This is a genomic window from Pseudoalteromonas sp. J2K-J979 (assembly GCF_058169715.2).
Map to the genome: position 1 here is coordinate 1828189 of NZ_CM200281.1, position 22361 is coordinate 1850549.

Below are 22361 nucleotides of genomic sequence, written 5' to 3' on the forward strand. Positions count from 1 at the left end.
GATGTTGGTATATAATACCGCGCTTTTTTAATTTAGGTTTTGGAGTTTTTATTTTGTTATTTGAAGAGTTTGGTATTGATAAACGTTTGCTAACTCAATTAGCGCATCAAGGGATTAAACACCCGACTGATGTACAACAACAAGCAATCCCGATTGCCATCTCTGGACAAGATTTATTCGTACAATCTAAAACAGGCTCAGGTAAAACGTTAGCGTTTTTAATCCCATTACTACAACGACTGATGAAACAACGCCCTTTAAGTAAACGTGATACACGAGCCCTCATTATTACGCCCACACGAGAGCTTGCAAATCAGGTTTTCTCTCAGCTTCGATTGCTAATTGCTGGTTCAAATCTAAGCGCGACTAAAGTACTAGGTGGCGATAATTTTAATGATCAAATAAAGTCATTAAAAAAAGATCCACATATCATTGTTGGTACTCCGGGTCGTCTCGCTGACCACCTAAAACAAAAATCATTTTTCTTAAGTGGCCTGGAATTATTAATTATCGATGAAGCTGATCGGATTATGGATTTAGGTTTTAAGAATGAGATTGACCTAATAAATCAGCAAGCAGATCATCGATTACGTCAAACACTCTTATTTTCTGCCACGCTCGAGCACAGCCAAATTGATGCGATTAGCCGAAACTTACTAAAATCACCAAAAAAAGTGACCCTGAGTGAATCAAATGAACAGCATAACGATATTACGCAAAACATGTTTTTTGCTGATCATTTATCTCATAAAGAAGCGCTTTTGAAACATTTTTTAGCTAAACAAAATGTTGGTCAGTGCATTGTGTTTACCGCGACACGTCAAGATACCTATCGTATCAGTCAACTACTTGAAGAGTCATCTTTAAAAGCTCAGCCATTGGCGGGTGATATGACCCAAGCTAAACGACTTAATATTATGGATGCATTTTCTCGTGGACAATTTCAAGTCTTAGTTACCACTGATATTGCATCGCGTGGACTTGATTTATTAAATGTAACTCATGTTATAAATTTCGATCTTCCTAAACAGGCTGAAGAATATGTTCATCGTATTGGCCGAACAGGCCGTGCTGGCTTTAAAGGCTTTGCTTATTCTCTTGTTGGCCCAAAAGATTGGGAAAGTTATCTTGCCATAAAATCGTTTTTACAGCATGAAATCACTTTTTTAACCGTCGATGGTTTAAGTGCTAAATTCAAAGGGTTAAAGCCAAAATCTAACAACGTCACACCAAAAACAAAAGTAAGCAAAACTAAAAACATAAAGTCATCACCAGCACCTAAGAAAAAGTCCGTAAAAAAAGTGATTGTTCAGCCTATAGACATCGATGGCCATGCCCCTCTTCGTCGTAAACCAAAATCGGAGTAAGTTATGCCTTCTTTAGGAAAATTCAACCAATTAAAGATTGAAGAGATTTGTCATGAAGGCGCCTACCTAAATGGTGCCGAATTAGGTGAGGTTTTCATCCCTACTCATGAAATAACCCCCAACGATCAAGAAGGCCAATACATTGATGTGTTTGTGTATCTTGATTCGCAAGGGGTTGCGACTGCAACCAGAAAAAAACCTTACGCACAATTAGGTGATTTCACTTTGCTACGCGTGAAAGAAATAAATAGTACAGGTGCTTTTGTAGATATCGGTTTAGAAAAAGATTTACTCGTACCTTTTAATGAGCAGAGTCCAAAAATGGAAGAAGGGAGATCTTACGTAATACATTTTTACCTGGATAACGCTAGCGGCAGAATGTGTGGGTCAAGTAAACTAAATAAATTTTTAGATAAAACTCCCGCCATTTATGAACCATTACAAGAAGTTGATTTGACTATAGCTGGAAAAACTGACTTAGGATATAAGGCTATAGTTAATCAAGCTCATTGGGGAATTATTTATCATGATCAGGTTTTTAAACCGTTATTTCCTGGACAAGTATTCAAAGGATTTGTTCAAAAAGTTCGTGATGATAATAAATTAGATCTTTTATTTGAAAAACCTGGAATGGCAAAGATAGATACGCTAAGTAATCGAATTCTATCTGAGCTAGAAAAGCACAATGGCTTTTTACCTCTTGGTGATAAATCAGATCCAATTCAAATTAAAAAAATGTTTTCGACCAGTAAGGCTAATTATAAAAAAGCCATTGGTGGACTCTACAAGCAAGGTTTGATAGATATAGAAGCCACCAGTATCAAATTAAAAAAGGCTCATTAGAGCCTTTATAGGAAATTAGTTTCAATACCAGCTATATCGAGAGGTAACACACAACGTTGATACCTCTTAGCATACCTTTCAAATTCATCACTGCTATTAAATTCTAATGGGGCCAAGCGAAATACTTTCTCTTTGCACTCATCATGAAAAGTTGAAATATATGTTTTGCACTCTTCTAATGATGAGCCATTTTTTACTAACTGTTGCTCTGTTGTTTCACAATTGATGAGTAGCTTTGCTTTTGCTGCATTGATCGCTTCGAAAGAAGTAACTTTTGTACTGTTTAATTTGTTAAGAAATGAAGTGTAATTTTCATATTTTGCTGAAGCTGAATATTCATTATATCCATATACAGCAAAAACTAAAATTAAGATAAAACCGAATAAAAATTTCATAAATATGGCACTTAAAAAGATGATTGTTGTTATATAAGAAACAATTATTGTGCCATATTTTAATTATAAATAAAGGCTAACTTTACAAAAGAGAGAGATTTATTTCTTTTAATGTTCTTGCTGGATCATTAGATTGAGTGATCGGGCGACCAATCACGAGGTAGTCACTACCACTTTCTATTGCTTGTTTAGGTGTCATTATTCTCTTTTGATCTCCAGCGTCCGTACCAGCAGGTCTGATACCTGGCGTAATTAATTTAAATTCATGACCAAACTGTGCTTTGAGTGATTTAGCTTCTTGTGCAGAGCACACAACCCCATCAAGTCCTGATTCTTTCGCTAAATTAGCTAAGTAAATAACTTGCTCTGCAGGTGACTTGCTCACACCTAAACGCTTTAACTCAGTTTCATCCATGCTAGTTAATACAGTGACAGCGATTAATAATGGTGCTTTGTCTCCAAACTCGTCCAAAGCAGCTTTGGCTTTTTTCATCATTTCAGGGCCACCACTTGCATGTACATTCACCATCCAAACGCCCATTTTAGCTGCAGCAGACACTGCCTTTGCAACGGTATTAGGTATATCATGAAATTTTAAATCCAGAAAAACATCAAAACCTAAATCAATTAATTGCTGAACAAATTGAGGACCAAAGTAAGTGAACATTTCTTTGCCAACTTTTAAACGGCATTCACTCGGTGATAATTGCTTTACAAATTCAATTGCAGCATTTTGATCATCATAATCCAATGCGATGAGTACTTTTGGGTCGAGTATATCTGTCATATTTTACCTATTAAAATCCATCTAGCCCACGGCTAGGAATGATTGACTCCCAATGTTTACAGGATGGACAAGACCAGTAGAGTGTCTGACTTGTAAAACCACAATGTTTACATTGAAATTCTGATTTGGTTGCAATATAGCTTTTAACTAAAGCGTTTACATCTTCGATTAAAGATGCTACATCGCGATTTTTTAATGCAAGCAAATCGAGTAATGAACTGAAGCCTCGAATATTCGGTTGTTTTTCAAGGCTTGCTGTAAGAAATGAAATAGCTTTATCTGTTTGTTCTATACTGACTAAATACTTGCAGTATTTTAATTTAATCAATATTCCACCTCGATTAACTTCTTGCTCAATTAATTTATTGAAATCATTAATTAAATTGAGTTTTAAATAGCACGTTTCTAAATCATCAATAAAAACGGGAGTATATTGTGGTGACTGAACTAATAGATCTCGCCAATATGAGATCGCTTTGAGATAATCATCTTTGATAAATGAGGCTTTGCCTAATTCGTAGAGGGGACGAACAACATGACTATCTATGCCAATAACTTTTTTAATTAGTTTTAATTGTTGTTTTTCAATAGCAAGCTCACAATAAAAATTAGCAATACCTAACTTTGACTGTTGTTTAGTAAACAAAGTAGGAAATTGCTCAAATAAAGTAATACCTTTTTGCCACTCACTTGTTTGTTGATAAATGCTAAATAAAATTTCAAGTGCCTGTTGGTTTTTCTGTTTAACAGGTATTAATAATTGCTCTTCTGCACAATCATACATTCCAGCCATTACATAGTCTTCAGCGAGCGCTATTTGTATTAATTCTTTCGTCGGATTATCTAAGGAAGGTTGCTTTAATAGTAATTCGTGAATCTTAATGGCACGATCTAGTTCACCTCGTCGTCGAAACATAGCTGCAAGTGTCAAATAATGTTCGACTGAATCTGCTGAGACTTCAAGTAAATTAATTAGATATTCGAGACCTTGATCTTCCTCTCTATCCAGAAGAAATTTCAATCCTTTGTTATATTGAGAAGTAATTTCGCGGCTTTGTACGTCAGCTTGGTTTTTTGCACTGTTACGGCCCATAATCCAGCCGTAAGCAGCAGCAACAGGCAGTAATAAAAATAACAGTTCAATCATTTATTAACTGTCTTTTAAAACGGAGAGCTTATTTTTTCTTTTAAGGCGATAGTTATGCCATTTAAGTGAAGTAAACACTTTAAAGCTGATTAATATCCCTACGATTATTCCAATCGAAAAAGCGATGCTGATGACAACAGCTAATGGAATATTAGCGCTAGCAACAATATAGTTTAGCGTGACAACTTGTGGGTTTTGAGTCCCCAATAAAAATGCTAATACTAATATAGTTGCTATAAATAGTACTTTAGTAATTCTGAACAACAGACAACTCCAGTACCTACAATTAATTATTTAAACTTTCGTTAACACGATCACGAAGTTCTTTACCAGGCTTAAAATGAGGCACATACTTTCCTTGTAACTCAACAGTGTCACCTGTTTTAGGATTACGACCTACTCTAGGTGCTCGATAGTGTAAAGAAAAGCTACCAAAACCACGTATTTCAATACGCTGCGATTCAGACAACGAATCAGCCATTTGCTCTAGAATTTCTTTTACTGCATTTTCAACATCTTTAGCTGGTAAATTTGTATGTTGTTCTGCTAATTGTTCTATCAGTTCTGACTTAGTCATGAAATGTCCTCTATTATCATAATAAGAAGGGCTTTCGCCCTTCTTAAATATTAGACTAAATTAGTCTTTTTGTGCATTTTTAAATGCAGCAGCCATCGCGTTTTCGAACTCAGGCTCTTCTTTCTTAAGCTTTTCTAAAACTTCTTTTTCTTCAGCTTCAAATAGTGCTTTAACAGATAGGCTTAATGTACGATTCTTACGATCAACACCTACATATTTAGCTTCTAATTCGTCACCAACAGAAACTACAGAAGTTGCATCTTCTACACGCTCTTGAGCGATATCAGATACACGGATGTAGCCTTCAACACCTTCAGCGATTTCAATTGTTGCACCTTTAGCATCAACTTCAGTCACTTTACCTTTAACGATAGCACCTTTTTTGTTGCCGTCTAGGTAGTTATTGAATGGGTCACTTTCGATTTGCTTAACGCCTAAAGAAATACGCTCACGCTCAGGATCTACTTGTAGAACGATTGCTGTAATTTCGTCGCCTTTCTTGTACTCACGTACAGCTTCTTCGCCAGGAGCATTCCAAGAGATGTCTGAAAGGTGTACTAGACCATCAATACCACCGTCTAAACCAATGAAGATACCGAAGTCAGTGATAGACTTGATCTTACCAGTAACTTGATCGCCTTTGTTTTGAAGACGAGCAAATTCTTGCCAAGGGTTAGCAATACATTGCTTAAGACCTAGAGAAATACGACGACGTTCTTCGTCAATTTCTAATACCATTACTTCAACTGTATCGCCTAAGCTAACAACTTTAGATGGGTGGATGTTTTTGTTTGTCCAATCCATTTCAGAAACGTGAACTAAACCTTCAACACCTTCTTCAATTTCAACGAAACAACCATAGTCAGTAAGGTTTGTTACACGACCAGTAAGCTTAGAGCTCTCTGGGTAACGGCCAGCGATAGCAGCCCATGGATCTTCGCCTAACTGCTTAAGACCTAAAGAAACACGAGTTTTCTCTTTGTCAAATTTTAAAACTTTAACAGCGATTTCATCGCCTACGTTTACGATTTCAGATGGGTGCTTAACACGCTTCCAAGCCATATCTGTGATATGTAAAAGACCATCTACGCCACCTAAATCTACGAACGCACCGTAATCTGTAAGGTTCTTAACGATACCTTTAACTTCTTGACCTTCAACAAGGTTAGCAAGTAATTCATCACGCTCTTGTGAGTTTTCTGATTCGATAACTGCACGACGAGATACAACAACGTTATTACGTTTTTGATCAAGCTTGATTACTTTAAACTCTAACTCTTTGCCTTCAAGGTGAGTTGTGTCACGTACTGGACGAACATCAACAAGTGAACCAGGTAAGAACGCACGGATAGTATCAACTTCAACAGTGAAACCACCTTTAACTTTACCGTTGATAACACCAGTAACAGTTTCTTGCTCTTCACAAGCTTTCTCTAGGCGGATCCAAGCCTCGTGACGCTTCGCTTTCTCACGAGAAAGGATAGTTTCACCAAAGCCATCTTCAATTGCGTCAAGCGCTACATCTACTTCATCGCCTACAGCAACTTCTAGTTCACCAGCAGCATTTTTGAATTGCTCGGCAGGAATTGCACTTTCAGACTTAAGACCAGCGTCTACTAATACAATGTTATTTTCGATTGAAATAACAGTACCTTTAACGATTGATCCTTGTTGAGCTTCAAAACCTTTTAAGCTTTCTTCAAATAACTGCGCAAAATTTTCTGACATACGAGATACGTCTCTAAATATAATTCCAATTAGCAACCTTGCCGCATGGGGTTGTTTATTTAGCGGTTACCATCCATAGCATTCGCTGTAAAATTAAATTGATTTAGTATATAAATCAAATATTTGTGTAAATACTTCTTCTGCATTCATTTCAGTTGTATCGACTACAATTGCATCCTCTGCAGGTACAAGAGGCGCGACACTTCTGTGCATATCGCGATCATCACGCGCTTGAATATCGTGCAGCAAGTCTTCGATTTTAACATCAAGACCTGATTCCTTCAACTCATGAAAGCGTCGATTTGCACGCTCTTGGGCTGAAGCAGTTAAATAAATCTTTAGCATGGCATCTGGAAACACAACGGTGCCCATATCACGACCATCTGCAATCAACCCATTTTCACTTCTAAAGGCACGTTGTCGCCGAAGTAATGCTTCTCTTACACGTGGAAGTGCTGCAACCTTTGACGCGACGCCTCCAACTTTTTCATTTCGGATTCGTTTAGTAACATCCTCACCCTCAAGTACTATTTTGCTCATTCCTTTTTCTGAATCAATCAAAAACTGAACATCTAAATTAGCAGCTAGTGGGACCAATGCACTTTCGTCACTGTCGGTAATATTATGATGAATAGCGGCAAGGGCAAGTACACGATAAATTGCACCACTGTCTAAGACGTCCCAGCCTAACTTTTCGGCTAACAAACGACAAACAGTCCCTTTTCCTGAGCCACTTGGACCATCAACTGTGATCACCGGTTCAATTGCCTGCATTTAAACCTCCATCAATGCATACAAAAATTGTCGCGCGCATTATAAGCGATAAACAAAAATTTATCGCTTATATTCCAATGTTTTTATAAATAAAATTAATTACTAATTGTTTCTAGCGTATCAAAATAGGTTGGGAATGTTTTATGCGTACATTTAGGATCATTGATAATAATGTCGTGTCCCCCAACTGCAACCATTGAAAAGCACATCGCAATTCGGTGATCATTATAAGTATCAATTTCAGCAAGTTGAATTTTTTCAGGAGGGGTAATTTCGATGAAATCATGACCTTCTACTACATCAGCTCCGACTTTTCGCAGCTCAGTAGCCATTGCAGACAAGCGATCTGTTTCTTTCACGCGCCAATTATAGATATTTCTAATTGCCGTTTTCCCAGTGGCAAATAATGCCACTGTGGCCAATGTCATTGCTGCATCAGGGATCGCGTTGGCATCAATATCAACGCCACGTAACAAGCCTTTTTTTACAACTAATTTATCAGGATACCAAGTCACGGTAGCACCAACCTGCTCCATCACTTTCGCAAAGTCAATATCACCTTGCATACTATTAGTGCCAACTCCATTAATTTCTATCTCACCACCATTAATAGCCGCTGCAGCAACAAAGTAGGAAGCTGACGACGCATCGCCTTCAACCATAATTTGTGTTGGTGACTGATAAGTTTGCCCAGCTTTTACATAAAAATATTGGTAATCGTTGTTAATAACCTCTATACCAAAACGTTTCATTATATTAATTGTAATATCAATGTATGGTTTGGAAACTAACTCACCTTTTATTTCTATACGAGTATCTTCACTGAACAAAGGCGCAGCCATAAGTAGAGCTGTTAAGAATTGACTTGAGATACTACCATCAATTTCTACTTCTCCACCTTTGATTTGCTTACCGTTAATTCTCAGCGGTGGGTAATCAGGCTCAGCTAGATAATCAATTTTAGCGCCTAAATGGACTAACGAATCAACTAAATGGCCAATCGGGCGTTCGTTCATACGAGGCTCACCTGTAAGCTCAGTACAGATAGGACTTGCGGCTAAAACCGCCGTTAACGGGCGAAATGCTGTTCCAGCATTGCCAAGGAATAAAGGTTGTTTTGGCTGTGTAAACACACCAGAAACACCTTTAACCCATGCTGTTGTTCTGTCTTTATTAAGCTTTACTTCAACTCCTAAAGCGTCTAATGCTTCGAGCATACGGCGGATATCGTCGCTATCAAGAAGGTTGTCAACCTGAGTCTCACCTTCACACAAAGCTGCTAGTAATAAGATTCGATTAGATAAACTTTTCGAACCAGGCAAAGTGACTTGCCCAGATACACGATTAATCGCTTTTAAATATAATTGCTCCATTAGCCATTCTCCTGCTCAAAACGTGACATAAACTCCACTAATGCGACTACCCCTTCATAGGGCATGGCATTGTAGATACTGGCACGCATTCCACCTACTGAGCGATGTCCTTCGAGTGCTAATAGGCCTGACTCTGTAGCTTGCGCTAAAAATAAACTGTTCAATGACTCATCTTTAAGCCAAAAAGGAACATTCATTAATGACCGAGATTCTTTGGCCACTTTATTAGAATAAAAATGACTGCTGTCGATGAAATCATAGAGTAATTGGGCTTTCTTTTTATTCAATGCTTCAACAACTTTCACCCCTCCCTGCTCTTCAATCCAAGCAAATACTTCATTAGCTAAATACCAAGCGAATGTTGGCGGCGTATTAAACATACTGCCTTGTTTAGCTTCTAAGGTATAATCTAAAACTCCTGGGCGCGGGAGGCCTTTTCTATCAAGTAATGCTTGCTTTACAATGACGATACACAGCCCTGAGGGCCCGATATTTTTCTGAGCACCTGCATAAATCAAGTCGAAATCAGCTACGTTTATTTCTCGAGACAAAATATTTGAAGACATATCAGCAATTATTGGGGCTGTTGGATGTGTTGGCACATCAAATAATTCAATGCCATCTATGGTCTCATTTGGACAATAATGGATATAAGAAGCGGTCTTCGGTAATTCCCACTCAGAAACAGGTGTAACAGAAAACTCACTCTCACTATCATTTCGAATATCAATTGATATAGCATGAGTGAATTTGAGCGCTTCATCAAATGCGCCCTGTGACCAAATACCAGTGTGGCAATAAACTGCAGGTGCGTCATCTTGATGTAAATTGAGCGGTACGGCAGAAAACTGACCACGCCCACCGCCATGCATAAATAACACTGCATAATCGTCCGGAATCGCCATTAAACGTCGCAGTCGCTCTTCACTTTGCTTGGCAAGAGCCAAAAAAGGATCACTACGGTGGCTGATTTCCATCACAGAGACACCTAGCCCCTGCCAATCTAAAAACTCTTTTTGTGCTTTCTGCATGACACCTGGTGGTAAAGTTGCAGGCCCTGCACAAAAATTATAAACACTCATTCCCATTCCCCTCACTGTTTATAAAATTAATATGGTTCAAACTTGCTTATCACTATGATTTAACGGTATTAAACCACAACTTCACTTTTGAAATTAACAAGCTTGAATGATATCAACCCTATTTAAGTATGAAAAAAGCGGCTTACGCCGCTTTTTTATCTAAACAACAACTTATTCGTCAGTTGTTGGTGTTTCTGTAGTGGACTCTACACTCTGTGTCTCATCTACTACTTCCTCGATATCTTCGACTTCAATTTCGTCAATACGTTGTAAACCAACTACCTGTTCTTCGTCAATAGTTCGAATTAAAATAACTCCTTGAGTATTTCGTCCGACTGTCGATACTTCTTGAACTCGGGTTCTAACTAACGTACCACGATTTGAAATCAGCATGATTTCATCGTTTTCGTTTACTTGAACAGCACCGACAACTTTACCATTACGTTCACTGACCTTTATCGATACTACCCCTTGGGTTGCACGAGATTTAGATGGGTAATCGTCAAGTAACGTGCGTTTACCATAGCCATTTTCAGTCACTGTTAATATCGCACCATCAGATTTTGGTACAATTAATGACACAACGCGTTGACCATCAATGAGTTTAATACCGCGTACACCCGTCGCGGTACGACCCATAGGACGTACGCCTTTAAACTTAATTTCAGGCTGACCATTTTCATCAAGTACAGGCTGACCGTTTTCATCAAGTACCGCGCTTTCTTCAGACTCTTTAAAGCGAACCACTTTACCAGCATCAGAGAACAACATGATTTCGTTGCTACCATCTGTGATATCAACACCGATTAAGCTGTCACCTTCGTTTAAGTTGACGGCAATAATACCACTTGAACGCTGACGGCTATACGCAGTTAATGGTGTTTTCTTCACTGTACCAAACGCTGTTGCCATGAAGATATATTTATCTTCTTCATATTCACGCACTGGTAAAATGGCAGTGATACGCTCGTCCGCTTCAAGCGGAAGTAAATTGATAATCGGTTTACCACGCGCAGCACGGCTTGCTAACGGTAATTGGTACACTTTTAGCCAATATAAACGACCTGTGGTCGAGAAGCATAAAATAGTGTCGTGAGTATTGGCTACAAGTAAACGTTCAATGAAATCTTCATCTTTCATTTTCGTCGCTGACTTGCCTTTACCACCACGACGCTGCGCTTCATAATCACTTAAAGGTTGGTATTTGACATAACCTTCATGCGATAAAGTCACAACAACATCTTCTTCATTAATCAGGTCTTCTAAACTGATGTCATGCGCAGCAGCAGTAATTACAGTACGGCGTTCATCCCCGTATTGCTCTTTTGCAAGCTCAAGTTCTTCGCGAATAACTTCTAATAATCGCTCAGGTGATGAGAGAATATGCAATAACTCAGCAATAAGTTCTAGTAGCTCTTGGTATTCAGCTAATATTTTTTCGTGCTCAAGACCCGTTAAACGGTGTAAACGAAGCTCTAAGATCGCTTGAGCTTGTTGAGCCGATAAATAGTATTGTCCACCACGAATGCCCAGCTCTGCATCTAACCATTCAGGGCGAGCCACATTTTCTTCGCCTGTGCGCTCAAGCATTGCTTGAACATTACCCATCTCCCAAGGACGTGAAATTAACGCTTCTTTAGCTTCAGCTGGGGTAGGTGAACGACGGATCAGCTCAATAATGGGGTCGATATTGGCCAGCGCGATGGCCAAGCCTTCAAGTATGTGAGCGCGATCGCGTGCTTTACGTAAATCAAATACAGTTCTTCGCGTTACGACTTCACGGCGATGCACGACAAACGCATGCAACATTTCTTTCAGGTTTAATAACTTTGGTTGGCCGTTATCTAAGGCAACCATATTAATACCAAACACCGTTTGCATAGACGTTTGTGCATAAAGATTATTTAATACAACTTCACCCACTTCGCCGCGTTTAATTTCTACGACAATACGCATCCCATCTTTATCAGATTCGTCACGTAATGCGCTGATCCCTTCTATTTTTTTATCTTTAACTAACTCCGCTATTTTTTCAATTAAGCGGGCTTTATTGACCTGATATGGAAGCTCATCAACGATGATAGTTTCTTTACCTTTATCATCAGTCTGAACTTCGGCATTTGCTCGAATATAGACCTTTCCACGCCCCGTTTTATAGGCTTGTTCAATGCCTTTTTTTCCACTGATAATTGCTGCGGTCGGGAAATCAGGACCCGGAATATATTCAAGCAATTCATCAATGGTAATCTCTGGATTATTGATGAGCGCTAAGCAACCATTAATAACTTCATTAAGATTGTGCGGGGGAATATTTGTTGCCATACCAACAGCGATACCTGACGAACCATTCACTAATAAGTTAGGGATTTTTGTCGGTAATACCGCAGGTATTTTTTCAGTGCCGTCGTAGTTATCAACATAATCGACGGTTTCTTTTTCAAGATCGGCCAATAGCTCATGAGAAACGCGCGCCATTCTAATTTCGGTGTAACGCATCGCAGCTGCCGAGTCACCATCAACAGAACCGAAGTTACCTTGGCCGTCTACTAGCATGTAACGAAGAGAGAAAGGCTGTGCCATACGAACAATGGTATCATAAACAGCAGAGTCACCATGTGGGTGATATTTACCGATTACATCACCGACGACACGGGCAGATTTTTTATACGGTTTGTTCCAATCATTCTTGAGTTCATTCATCGCAAATAAAACACGGCGATGAACTGGCTTTAAGCCATCACGAACATCAGGTAAGGCACGCCCTACAATTACACTCATTGCATAATCGAGGTAAGAACCTTTGAGTTCGTCTTCAATATTAACTGGAAGGATTTCATTGGCGTGATCAGTCATGTTGATTTCACTTCCTTCAGTCGACTAAAAATTGTTAATCATTATTGTTGTCGGTACCATGCTACCACATAAATATAAATTTTACAGGGCGTAAAGAGGTGTGTTTTTGTGTTTTCACCTTATATAATGCGCCCAGATTAACGAGGAACCTTTTTATGACCGAACATCAAAATGTAGATCAAGATGAAATTGCAAAATTTGAAGCAGTCGCACAGCATTGGTGGGATCTCAATGGCGATTTTAAACCTCTACACGATATCAACCCACTCAGACTCGATTTTATCATGGATAAAACGAATGGCTTATTTGAACTGAATACACTAGATGTGGGTTGTGGTGGGGGTATTTTAAGTGAGAGTATGGCCCGCATGGGTGCAAAGGTAACGGGTATCGATATGGGTCTGGAGCCGTTGAATGTTGCAAAACTTCATGCACTCGAAGCTGGAATCAAGCTTGAATACCAACAAACTACCGCGGAGGCATTTGCAGCTAACAACCCTGCTCAATTTGATGTCGTGACCTGCATGGAGATGCTCGAGCACGTCCCCGATCCTCAATCAGTCATAGCTTCAGTTGCAAAACTGGTTAAACCTGGCGGACATGTATTTTTCTCTACTTTGAATAAAACCGTGAAGTCGTACCTATTTGCGATATTAGGCGCAGAGAAAATTTTAAAGATGGTACCTGAAGGCACTCATGACCATGATAAATTTATCCGGCCAGCGCAACTCATCACTTGGGCTGAAGCATATGGCTTAAAAGTGCGTGCAAGCAATGGTCTTAGTTATAATCCACTCTCAGGCCAGTATAAACTCGGTGCAGATGTAAGCGTCAATTATATTCTTCATTTTGAGAAGCTGTAATGACGACTTCATCCATATTGTTCGATTTAGATGGCACATTACTCGATACCGCTGATGATCTAGGCGCAGCGCTAAATCATGTTTTAAAGGCGCATAATTTCCCGCCGTTATCTTCGCAGCAATACACACAGCATGCATCGAATGGTAGTGTAGCATTATTACAGGCTGGCTTTGGTGAAGATTGGGCCATTCAGCCCCAAAAAAGCCTTAAAGCTGAGTTTCTTGATTATTACCAACACCACATTGCCATTCACACCCGTTATTACCCAGATATTGAACGTGTATTGCTTAAACTAAACGAACTGGCTATTCCTTGGGGCATCGTCACAAATAAACCGACCTATCTCACGCAACCTTTGTTAAGCCACTTTGCGCTGTTAAATGAATGTGCCGCTGTTGTATGCGGAGACACCTTGCCCGTTGCAAAGCCTTCGCCAGAACCCATCTTATTAGCTTGTCAGCAACTTAATATCAACCCAGCTGACTGTTTATACCTCGGTGATGCTCATCGAGATATCGAAGCGGGATATAATGCCGGGATGAAAACAGCTATTGCTAGCTGGGGGTATCTACCAAAAGATCTCATTCTATCAACTTGGAATGCTGATTTAGTATTCAACGATGCTCAACAACTAATCAACTACATATAGTGTTTTTAAGTAAGGTTAATCACTATATGTAGTTTTTATTCTTTCGTAAGTGCTGAGTTTTATATTGCACAGTGTTAAAAATAATCAACAAAATAAAAAAAAATAAATATTTAATTATTCAAGATCATTTGTTGATTTTTAATTATTTCTAATGAATCAAAAGGCAAAAGGTTAGTGTTAACTAACCTTTTAATTTTATCGCCAACTTATCCACAATCTGACTGAGATCTGTCCCTTGCAAATAAAATCATACCACTCTATCTTGTGATCCAGAATTGAGTTGCACCCATATATAGTGTTTAAAAGCTAAACAACTTAATGCGCTTAATAAGTACACAGGCCTACCGCCTAAAACTAAAACAATAAATTTCGCTAACACCCTAGGAAATGCAGGCATATATATGAACCAACAGCTATCTGTGAGCAAACGCGATGGAAGAAAGGAATCGCTCGATCTTGATAAAATCCATCGTGTCATTACATGGGCCGCGGAAGGACTAAATAACGTCTCGGTCTCACAAGTTGAATTAAAATCTCATATCCAGTTTTATGACGGTATCCGTACTGAAGATATTCATGAAACAATCATTAAAGCAGCCGCTGATCAAATCTCAAAAGAAACACCTGATTATCAATTTTTAGCTGCCCGTTTAGCTATATTTCACCTTCGCAAAAAAGCTTATGGACAATTCGAGCCACCAAAGCTTTATTCTCATGTAGTTAAAATGGTTGAAGACAAGCGATATGATGCACATCTTTTAGCTGATTATACAGAAACTGAATTTGAAGAACTTGAGAATGTGCTCGATCATGATAGAGATTTAACATTCAGTTATGCCGCTGTTAAGCAACTAGAGGGAAAATACTTAGTTCAAAACCGAGTCACAGGTGAGATCTATGAAAGTGCACAATTTTTATACATTTTAGTCGCTGCGAGTTTATTTGCTAAATATCCGAAATCTAATCGTCTTGATTATATTAAACGTTTTTATGATGCAGTCTCGACATTTAAAATCTCGTTACCTACTCCAATCATGGCTGGAGTGCGAACTCCCACGCGCCAGTTCAGTTCATGTGTATTGATTGAATGTGGTGACAGTTTAGATTCAATTAATGCAACATCTTCAGCAATTGTGAAGTATGTGAGTCAACGAGCGGGGATTGGCATCAATGCAGGTCGTATCCGAGCACTTGGTAGCCCTATTCGAAATGGTGAGGCGTATCACACTGGCTGTATTCCTTTTTATAAGCATTTCCAAACAGCTGTTAAAAGTTGCTCTCAAGGCGGTGTACGTGGCGGAGCTGCGACTTTATTCTACCCGCTTTGGCATTTAGAAGTTGAAAACTTACTGGTATTAAAAAATAACCGTGGTGTCGAAGATAATCGCGTTCGTCACTTAGACTATGGCGTGCAATTTAATAAATTAATGTACAGCCGCCTAATAAAAGATGAGTATATCACCTTATTCAGTCCATCTGATGTACCAGGCCTGTACGATTCATTCTTTGAAGATCAAGCTGAGTTTGACCGACTATACGTCCAATATGAGCAAAATGAGCATATCCGCAAAAAGCGTATTAAAGCGATTGAGTTATTCTCTATGTTTGCGCAAGAGCGTGCGAGCACTGGTCGTATTTACTTACAAAATGTCGATCACTGTAATACTCACAGTCCATTTGACTCAAAAGTTGCGCCTATCCGACAGTCAAATCTATGTCTCGAAATAGCCTTACCGACTAAGCCATTGCAGCACGTAATGGATGAAGAAGGTGAAATAGCTCTATGTACCTTATCTGCATTCAATTTAGGAGCTATCGATGACTTATCTGAACTGGAAGAGCTAGCTGAATTGGCCGTACGAGCACTGGATAACCTTCTTGATTACCAAGACTACCCTGTTCCAGCTGCTAAAAATGCTACGATGAATCGTCGTACTTTAGGAATAGGCGTTATTAACTATGCCTACTATTTGGCGAAAAATGGTAAAAAATACTCAGATGGCAGTGCAAATAGCTTAACTCATCAAACGTTTGAAGCAATTCAATATTATCTGATGAAAGCTTCTAATGAATTAGCAAAAGAAAAAGGTGCATGCCCTAAATTCCACGAGACAACATACTCTCAAGGGATCATGCCAATTGACACCTATAAAAAAGATCTTGATACAGTTTGCTCAGAGCCACTCAAGCTAGATTGGGATAGTCTTCGAGAGAGTATCCAAGCTCACGGTATGAGAAATTCGACTTTGTCTGCACTGATGCCATCAGAAACATCGTCGCAAATTTCAAACGCAACCAATGGAATCGAGCCGCCGCGAGGTCACGTGAGCGTCAAAGCAAGTAAAGATGGTATCTTAAAACAAGTTGTACCAGAATATGACAGACTCAAAGATCAATATGAATTACTTTGGGATATTCCTTCAAATGATGGCTACCTTCAGTTAGTTGGCATTATGCAAAAGTTTGTTGATCAAACTATTTCTGCCAACACTAACTATGATCCGGGTAAATTTGAAGGTGGGAAAGTCCCAATGAAATTACTACTGAAAGATCTTTTAACAGCATACAAATATGGGGTTAAAACACTGTATTATCATAATACTCGTGACGGTGCAGCTGATGCACAAAATGAGATCGCGCCGGATGCCGATGATGATTGTGCCGGTGGTGCGTGTAAAATTTAATTAAATTACTGGGCAAGCTCTCTTGCCCAGCTTCTGTTTGCCTTTGAGAAAATTTATGTCTTATTCAACTTTCAGCCGTAATCATAACGATCAATTAAAAGAACCCATGTTTTTCGGTCAATCAGTGAATGTGTCACGTTACGACCAACAAAAACACCCTATCTTCGAAAAGCTAATCGAAAAACAACTTTCATTTTTCTGGCGACCAGAAGAAGTCGATGTCAGCAAAGATCGACTTGACTTTCAGGGTCTTCCTGAGCATGAAAAACACATTTTTTTAAGCAACTTAAAATACCAAACCTTGCTTGATTCTATTCAAGGTCGTTCACCAAATATTGCCCTACTACCGATTGTTTCATTGCCAGAGCTCGAAACTTGGATTGAAACTTGGTCATTTAGTGAAACCATTCACAGCCGATCTTATACCCACATCATTCGAAACGTAACAAAACAACCTGAGCTAATCTTTGACGATATAGTCAATAATGATCGTATTATCGAACGTGCTGATGAAGTTACGCGCTATTATGATGATTTAATTGAGTTTACTTCAATTTATAACTTATATGGTGAAGGTAAACACATTTTAAATGGTGAGACAGTAGTCATTAACTTATTTGAGTTAAAGAAAAAACTTTATCGCGCTATTATGTCCGTGAATATATTAGAAGCAATCCGTTTTTATGTCAGTTTTGCCTGTTCTTTTGCATTTGCTGAACGTGAATTGATGGAAGGCAACGCTAAAATCATCAAATTAATTGCACGTGATGAAGCCCTACACCTTTCAGGTACCCAGCACATACTTAATATCATGCAAGAAGGAAGTGATGATCCTGAAATGTCAATCATCGCTGCGCAGTTACGTGATGAATCTATCGAGATGTTTAAAACTGCCGCTGAGCAAGAAAAAGAATGGGCGCAATATCTCTTCAAAGACGGATCTATGATAGGTTTAAATAAAGATATTTTATGCCAGTATGTTGAATATATTACCAATGTTCGTATGGCAGCTATTGGCTTACCACAACAATACGCGATTACTAGTAACCCAATACCTTGGATTAACTCTTGGCTAGTATCAGATAATGTCCAAGTTGCACCACAGGAAGCTGAAATAAGCTCTTATTTAGTGGGTCAGATTGACTCACAAGTTGAGGCTTCAGACTTTGGTGACTTTGACTTGTAATGAAGCAAGTTAAAATCATTAATACCGATCAGACTCTAAATTATGAGTCTGATCGTCATACCCTGCTTGAATTCTTAGAAATACATGACATACCAGTTCAATACCAGTGTCGAGAGGGTTATTGTGGCGCATGCAGGTGCAAGCTCAGCCACGGTAAAGTTGAGTACCAGCAAGAACCGCTAGCGTTTATTCGCGAAGGTGAAATTTTATTGTGTTGCTCAAAGCCAACAGATGATATTGAACTAACACTACCATTCATTTAATAATTTATTTCACAATCTTGATTTAACGATGTTTCGTAATAACCTAAATTATTACTGATCGTTAATTTATTATGCTCGATGATCACAGACCAATCGAGTCGTTTAGAAATGTCAGTTCTTAACTGATTTAAAAAACCGATATCTATCGCGATTATTTTAATTTTATGTTTATCCAGATAACCTTTCATATCGTTTAGCCAATCCGTTGCTTTTGGCGTAATTAAGACTACTTGGCTTGCGAGTTGACAGGCTTTATCTAGTCTTTTTTGTGAAGGAAACCCCACATCCACCCACAAATTGTAATCCCCGATTTCATTTTGCAGACCAAGATCTGGATGAATGGGTTGATCATTGTTTTTAGACCAGCACGTACTTTCTAAAGGCAATAAACAATAACCGATTAATTTTAATAGAAAATGCTCGAGATCTTCTTTTGGTAGCAATGAAATAGTGACATCTTTGTGCTCATAACGATGATGATTGATATCAGAGACATCAAGATGTGCCTTAAAAACGATTTGCTTATTAGCCATGAATCTACCTCATATCATTGACTCCCTTTAAGTATAGAACATGAAGCAAAAACTGAGCCGTTTGAATAAACGTCTTAATAAAATATGTTATACCATAACAACAGTTGATTTGTTTTTTTATGCGATGTTACAATATATCAATTATAAATAATGAAGTAACACGATGAAACACACACTTTTATATGCAACGATTATCAGTGCTTTAGGCTTAACTCAAGCCCAAGCAGCGCAAATCAACGGTCAGGTCTTAAATGAAAACCAGCAACCAGTCTCAGGTGCTAGCATTCATATCCACGGCAAAGATAAAGCGGTTTATAGTGATGAGAATGGCTATTTTACACTGAATATTGATGCTCAAGGTCAGCTACACATATCAAAAGATGATTATATTGACCAACGTATAGCTGTTGAAGAAAATCAAAGTGATCTCATCGTTCAATTACTAAAATCATCCATCGAAACAGTGACTGTTTATGCCTCGGGTTTACATAAAACCAATATGGATATGGCCTCCCCTGTCACTGTTCTCAGTGGCGATACATTAAAGAACAAGTCACAAGCTACATTGGGGGAAACTTTAAAAGGTTTGCCTGGCATTAACTCAACTTATTTTGGTCCTGTCTCTTCTTCACCGATTATTCGGGGTCTCGATGGTCCTCGGGTAAAAGTATTGCAAAATGGTTTAGACAGCAGTGATGCATCGCGCATCGGTGCAGATCACGCTACAACTAACGAATCTCTCACCGCACAACAGATCGAAGTCCTTCGAGGCCCTGCAACTCTTTTATATGGTTCTGGCGCAATTGGAGGAGTTGTAAATATTGTCGATCAACGCATCCCAACAGATCAACTTGATGCATTTCAAGGAGCGGGTGAAATTCGTTATGACACTGTCTCTGAAGGCAAAACCGCTGCAGTAAATTTAGCGACTGGAACTAATGGGTTTAATATTAACCTAAATGCGTTAAGACGACAGTCTGAAGATTATAAAATACCTAAAATGCATGTTGATGATCACCATGACGAACACGAAGAAGAAAGCCATGATGAAACACATGAAATAGTGAATAGAATTGAAAATACATTCATTGATTCAACAATTTTTGATTTTGGCGCAAGTTATGTAGCCGAGCACTTAACGCTGGGTCTGTCATACGGGAACATCAATACAGAGTATGGCATCCCAGGTCACGAACATGACCACGAACATGACCATGACCATGACCATGACCATGAAGAGCATAATGAAGAACCTGAGGCTGAACATCATGTTTATGCTTTATTAGAACAAGATCGCTGGCAAGCGCTAGCTGTATACACACCTCATAACGCCATAGTCGAAAAAGTAGAAGCTAAACTTGGCTTCACCCGTTATCAACATGCTGAAATCGAAGATGGTTTTATTGGTACCACATTTAAAAATGATACAAATGAAGGCCGACTATCTATCGAGCATACTCTTGGGCAATGGCATGGTATTGCTGGTTATCATTACTACCATTCTGACTACGAAGCGTTAGGAGATGAAGCATTCAGCCCTTCTTCTAAAACCACACAAAACGGTTTATTCGTATTACAAGAGCGCAAAGTGGGTGATATTACAATCGAGTTAGGAGCACGTTATGAACAATTCAAGCTCGATGCCGCAGATATTGAATTAGAGCATGGGCATGACGAACACCATGAAAATGAAGCACATGATGACGAGCATCATAGCGAAGCAAGTTATAATGAAACATTCGATAACTTGAGCCTTTCCGCAGGCCTCGTATGGCACTTTGCACCGGGTTATTCGAGTTCATTTAATGTCACCCATTCCGAGCGAGCTCCTTCTTCAGCTGAGCTTTTGTCAAATGGATTACATATTTCCACTGGAACGTATGATTTAGGATTAGGCTATGAAATAGAAGATGGCGAAATTCATTTTGAAGCTGACCACATCCAGCAAGAGACGGCCAACAACTTCGATTTAACCTTTAGAAAATTTTCTGGTGATTTTGGTTTCACTGTAAATTTATATTATAACCAAGTCGATAATTTTTATTTCCAACAAGCAACTGAATATGCATTTGATAGCCATGATCATAAACTTGTTCACATAAGTGAAGCAGACGAAGGTGCAGCGGCGGTATACCATTACGCAAGTCAAGATGTGACTCTATATGGATTAGAATATGATCTGCACTATGCATTTTCATCTGATGTAGTAGTCAAAGTATTTGGTGATCATAGTCAAGTTCAATTTGATGATGATAGTTATCTTCCAAGATTACCGGCCAATAAATTAGGCACTGCTGTAGATTGGAATATTCAAGACATAAGATTAACAGCGTCAGTCACACATTATTTTGAACAAGATAAGATTGCTTTCAATGAATCAATAACTGACTCATATAGTTTGGTTGATCTTGGGGCTGACTATCAGTTTAACATTAATAAAGTTGATGCTAATTTGTATCTCAATATAAATAACTTAACTGATAAATTAGCTTTTTCACACAGCTCGTTTATTAAAGATATTGCCCCACTACCCGGTCGCAATATCGCATTAGGGATCCGCGCCTACTTCTAGAGCGGATTTAAGAGATAAAAAAAAGCCGCATTAGCGGCTTTTTCTTTGTTTATAAATTAGATAATTTCTAATAACTCAACATCAAATACAAGTGTTGAGTAAGGTGCGATTGACGCGCCTGCTCCACGTTCACCATAGGCAAGATCGTGTGGTACATATAAACGCCATTTTGAACCAACAGCCATCATTTGTAATGCTTCAGTCCAGCCTTTAATGACGCCACCAACCGGGAATTCAGCCGGCTGACCACGGTCATATGAGCTGTCAAAAACAGTACCATTAATTAGTGTACCGTGGTAATGAGTGCGTACTGTCGAATCAGCTGTTGGCTTGTCGCCTTCACCTGTTGTAATTACTTCATACTGTAATCCAGATGCAGTCACTGTAACTTCTGCACGAAGTGCATTTTCAGTAAGAAAAGACTCGCCTTCTGCCGCTAACACTTTAGCTTCTTCTTCACGACGAGCTTGAATTTGAGTATTGATCTCTTCAAAAGCAGCTTGAATGGCTGGGATTTCTACTTGGAAATCAGCGCCTGCGTAAGCATCTTTCATACCTTCAAATACAGAGTTTAGGTTTAAACCTTCAAAAGGATTGCCTTTTAATTGTTCACCCATTTGTAAACCAATACCGTAGCTTGCTTTTTCAGCATTATTTGTAAATTTTTCTGACATAATTTCCACT

At 38.8% G+C, this 22361-nt stretch carries 20 protein-coding genes; 8 read left to right on the top strand and 12 right to left on the bottom strand.

Features of this window, described 5'->3' with window-relative positions; translation table 11 throughout:
- Positions 1-53 precede the first annotated feature (53 nt).
- Together AC3KVK_RS08405 and AC3KVK_RS08410 are read left to right on the top strand one after the other, a co-directional pair.
- Positions 54-1367 (top strand): DEAD/DEAH box helicase, encoded by a 1314-nt coding sequence (locus AC3KVK_RS08405; protein WP_490311978.1) that lies wholly within the window; start codon positions 54-56, stop codon positions 1365-1367.
- A 3-nt stretch (positions 1368-1370) separates the two neighbouring features.
- Positions 1371-2210, top strand: a complete 840-nt coding sequence (locus tag AC3KVK_RS08410; RefSeq protein WP_490311977.1) for a CvfB family protein — start codon at positions 1371-1373, stop codon at positions 2208-2210.
- Between the two features lie 5 nt (positions 2211-2215).
- Here the strand turns inward: AC3KVK_RS08410 and AC3KVK_RS08415 are convergent, their stop codons facing one another.
- From AC3KVK_RS08415 to gyrA, 10 genes are all read right to left on the bottom strand, one after another.
- Complete coding sequence (locus tag AC3KVK_RS08415; RefSeq protein ID WP_490311976.1) at positions 2216-2605, bottom strand: hypothetical protein; 390 nt, start codon at positions 2603-2605, stop codon at positions 2216-2218.
- Positions 2606-2687: 82 nt separating this feature from the next.
- Positions 2688-3392 carry an orotidine-5'-phosphate decarboxylase gene (pyrF, locus tag AC3KVK_RS08420; protein ID WP_490311975.1) on the bottom strand — a complete coding sequence of 235 codons (705 nt, stop codon included), beginning with the start codon at positions 3390-3392 and terminating at the stop codon, positions 2688-2690.
- Positions 3393-3402: 10 nt separating this feature from the next.
- The gene (gene lapB / locus AC3KVK_RS08425; protein ID WP_490311974.1) at positions 3403-4539 is read right to left on the bottom strand and encodes a lipopolysaccharide assembly protein LapB; all 1137 of its coding nucleotides are present in this window, start codon (positions 4537-4539) and stop codon (positions 3403-3405) included.
- 3 nt (positions 4540-4542) lie between these two features.
- Positions 4543-4803 carry a lipopolysaccharide assembly protein LapA domain-containing protein gene (locus AC3KVK_RS08430; protein ID WP_518526904.1) on the bottom strand — a complete coding sequence of 87 codons (261 nt, stop codon included), beginning with the start codon at positions 4801-4803 and terminating at the stop codon, positions 4543-4545.
- Positions 4804-4825: 22 nt separating this feature from the next.
- Entirely contained in the window at positions 4826-5116 is a 291-nt protein-coding gene (gene ihfB, locus AC3KVK_RS08435) for an integration host factor subunit beta (protein WP_490311973.1), read from the bottom strand.
- 60 nt (positions 5117-5176) lie between these two features.
- Complete coding sequence (gene rpsA, locus AC3KVK_RS08440) at positions 5177-6844, bottom strand: 30S ribosomal protein S1 (protein WP_086745066.1); 1668 nt, start codon at positions 6842-6844, stop codon at positions 5177-5179.
- A gap of 93 nt (positions 6845-6937) precedes the next feature.
- Complete coding sequence (cmk, locus tag AC3KVK_RS08445) at positions 6938-7618, bottom strand: (d)CMP kinase (protein ID WP_490311972.1); 681 nt, start codon at positions 7616-7618, stop codon at positions 6938-6940.
- Positions 7619-7713: 95 nt separating this feature from the next.
- On the bottom strand, positions 7714-8991 hold the full coding sequence (gene aroA, locus AC3KVK_RS08450) for a 3-phosphoshikimate 1-carboxyvinyltransferase (protein WP_490311971.1): 1278 nt from the start codon (positions 8989-8991) through the stop codon (positions 7714-7716).
- The gene (gene serC, locus AC3KVK_RS08455; RefSeq protein ID WP_490311969.1) at positions 8991-10073 is read right to left on the bottom strand and encodes a 3-phosphoserine/phosphohydroxythreonine transaminase; all 1083 of its coding nucleotides are present in this window, start codon (positions 10071-10073) and stop codon (positions 8991-8993) included. Before serC ends, aroA begins: the two co-directional genes overlap by 1 nt.
- Before the next feature lie 171 nt (positions 10074-10244).
- Positions 10245-12926 carry a DNA topoisomerase (ATP-hydrolyzing) subunit A gene (gene gyrA / locus AC3KVK_RS08460; protein WP_490311968.1) on the bottom strand — a complete coding sequence of 894 codons (2682 nt, stop codon included), beginning with the start codon at positions 12924-12926 and terminating at the stop codon, positions 10245-10247.
- A 155-nt stretch (positions 12927-13081) separates the two neighbouring features.
- Between gyrA and ubiG the strand changes: the two genes are divergently transcribed.
- The 5 genes from ubiG (at position 13082) to yfaE (ending at position 18572) form a co-directional block, all read left to right on the top strand.
- On the top strand, positions 13082-13789 hold the full coding sequence (gene ubiG, locus AC3KVK_RS08465; protein WP_490311967.1) for a bifunctional 2-polyprenyl-6-hydroxyphenol methylase/3-demethylubiquinol 3-O-methyltransferase UbiG: 708 nt from the start codon (positions 13082-13084) through the stop codon (positions 13787-13789).
- The gene (locus tag AC3KVK_RS08470; protein ID WP_490311966.1) at positions 13789-14439 is read left to right on the top strand and encodes an HAD family hydrolase; all 651 of its coding nucleotides are present in this window, start codon (positions 13789-13791) and stop codon (positions 14437-14439) included. The genes ubiG and AC3KVK_RS08470 overlap by 1 nt, the downstream gene beginning before the upstream one ends.
- A gap of 401 nt (positions 14440-14840) precedes the next feature.
- Positions 14841-17123: a class 1a ribonucleoside-diphosphate reductase subunit alpha gene (gene nrdA, locus AC3KVK_RS08475; RefSeq protein ID WP_490311965.1), complete on the top strand. Its 2283-nt coding sequence runs from the start codon at positions 14841-14843 to the stop codon at positions 17121-17123.
- A gap of 55 nt (positions 17124-17178) precedes the next feature.
- Positions 17179-18309: a class Ia ribonucleoside-diphosphate reductase subunit beta gene (gene nrdB / locus AC3KVK_RS08480; protein ID WP_490311964.1), complete on the top strand. Its 1131-nt coding sequence runs from the start codon at positions 17179-17181 to the stop codon at positions 18307-18309.
- Positions 18309-18572 (top strand): class I ribonucleotide reductase maintenance protein YfaE, encoded by a 264-nt coding sequence (yfaE, locus tag AC3KVK_RS08485; RefSeq protein ID WP_490311963.1) that lies wholly within the window; start codon positions 18309-18311, stop codon positions 18570-18572. The genes nrdB and yfaE overlap by 1 nt, the downstream gene beginning before the upstream one ends.
- On the opposite strand, the gene AC3KVK_RS08490 is transcribed toward yfaE, so the two are convergent.
- Positions 18569-19105 carry a YaeQ family protein gene (locus AC3KVK_RS08490; RefSeq protein ID WP_490311962.1) on the bottom strand — a complete coding sequence of 179 codons (537 nt, stop codon included), beginning with the start codon at positions 19103-19105 and terminating at the stop codon, positions 18569-18571. The two genes, yfaE and AC3KVK_RS08490, sit on opposite strands and share 4 nt — an antisense overlap.
- Positions 19106-19268: 163 nt before the next feature.
- On the opposite strand from AC3KVK_RS08490, the gene AC3KVK_RS08495 reads away from it, so the two are divergent.
- On the top strand, positions 19269-21677 hold the full coding sequence (locus tag AC3KVK_RS08495) for a TonB-dependent receptor (RefSeq protein ID WP_490311961.1): 2409 nt from the start codon (positions 19269-19271) through the stop codon (positions 21675-21677).
- 56 nt (positions 21678-21733) lie between these two features.
- Here AC3KVK_RS08495 and AC3KVK_RS08500 read toward each other — a convergent pair whose 3' ends face one another.
- Entirely contained in the window at positions 21734-22351 is a 618-nt protein-coding gene (locus AC3KVK_RS08500; RefSeq protein ID WP_490311960.1) for an FKBP-type peptidyl-prolyl cis-trans isomerase, read from the bottom strand.
- Positions 22352-22361: the final 10 nt, after the last annotated feature.

Coding starts and splice junctions, on each gene's coding strand:
- AC3KVK_RS08410 (WP_490311977.1), top strand. CDS start 1,371: ATGCCTTCTTTAGGAAAATTCAACCAATTAAAGATTGAAGAGATTTGT.
- AC3KVK_RS08415 (WP_490311976.1), bottom strand. CDS start 2,605: ATGAAATTTTTATTCGGTTTTATCTTAATTTTAGTTTTTGCTGTATAT.
- pyrF (WP_490311975.1), bottom strand. CDS start 3,392: ATGACAGATATACTCGACCCAAAAGTACTCATCGCATTGGATTATGAT.
- lapB (WP_490311974.1), bottom strand. CDS start 4,539: ATGATTGAACTGTTATTTTTATTACTGCCTGTTGCTGCTGCTTACGGC.
- ihfB (WP_490311973.1), bottom strand. CDS start 5,116: ATGACTAAGTCAGAACTGATAGAACAATTAGCAGAACAACATACAAAT.
- rpsA (WP_086745066.1), bottom strand. CDS start 6,844: ATGTCAGAAAATTTTGCGCAGTTATTTGAAGAAAGCTTAAAAGGTTTT.
- cmk (WP_490311972.1), bottom strand. CDS start 7,618: ATGCAGGCAATTGAACCGGTGATCACAGTTGATGGTCCAAGTGGCTCA.
- aroA (WP_490311971.1), bottom strand. CDS start 8,991: ATGGAGCAATTATATTTAAAAGCGATTAATCGTGTATCTGGGCAAGTC.
- serC (WP_490311969.1), bottom strand. CDS start 10,073: ATGAGTGTTTATAATTTTTGTGCAGGGCCTGCAACTTTACCACCAGGT.
- gyrA (WP_490311968.1), bottom strand. CDS start 12,926: ATGACTGATCACGCCAATGAAATCCTTCCAGTTAATATTGAAGACGAA.
- ubiG (WP_490311967.1), top strand. CDS start 13,082: ATGACCGAACATCAAAATGTAGATCAAGATGAAATTGCAAAATTTGAA.
- AC3KVK_RS08470 (WP_490311966.1), top strand. CDS start 13,789: ATGACGACTTCATCCATATTGTTCGATTTAGATGGCACATTACTCGAT.
- nrdA (WP_490311965.1), top strand. CDS start 14,841: ATGAACCAACAGCTATCTGTGAGCAAACGCGATGGAAGAAAGGAATCG.
- nrdB (WP_490311964.1), top strand. CDS start 17,179: ATGTCTTATTCAACTTTCAGCCGTAATCATAACGATCAATTAAAAGAA.
- yfaE (WP_490311963.1), top strand. CDS start 18,309: ATGAAGCAAGTTAAAATCATTAATACCGATCAGACTCTAAATTATGAG.
- AC3KVK_RS08490 (WP_490311962.1), bottom strand. CDS start 19,105: ATGGCTAATAAGCAAATCGTTTTTAAGGCACATCTTGATGTCTCTGAT.
- AC3KVK_RS08495 (WP_490311961.1), top strand. CDS start 19,269: ATGAAACACACACTTTTATATGCAACGATTATCAGTGCTTTAGGCTTA.
- AC3KVK_RS08500 (WP_490311960.1), bottom strand. CDS start 22,351: ATGTCAGAAAAATTTACAAATAATGCTGAAAAAGCAAGCTACGGTATT.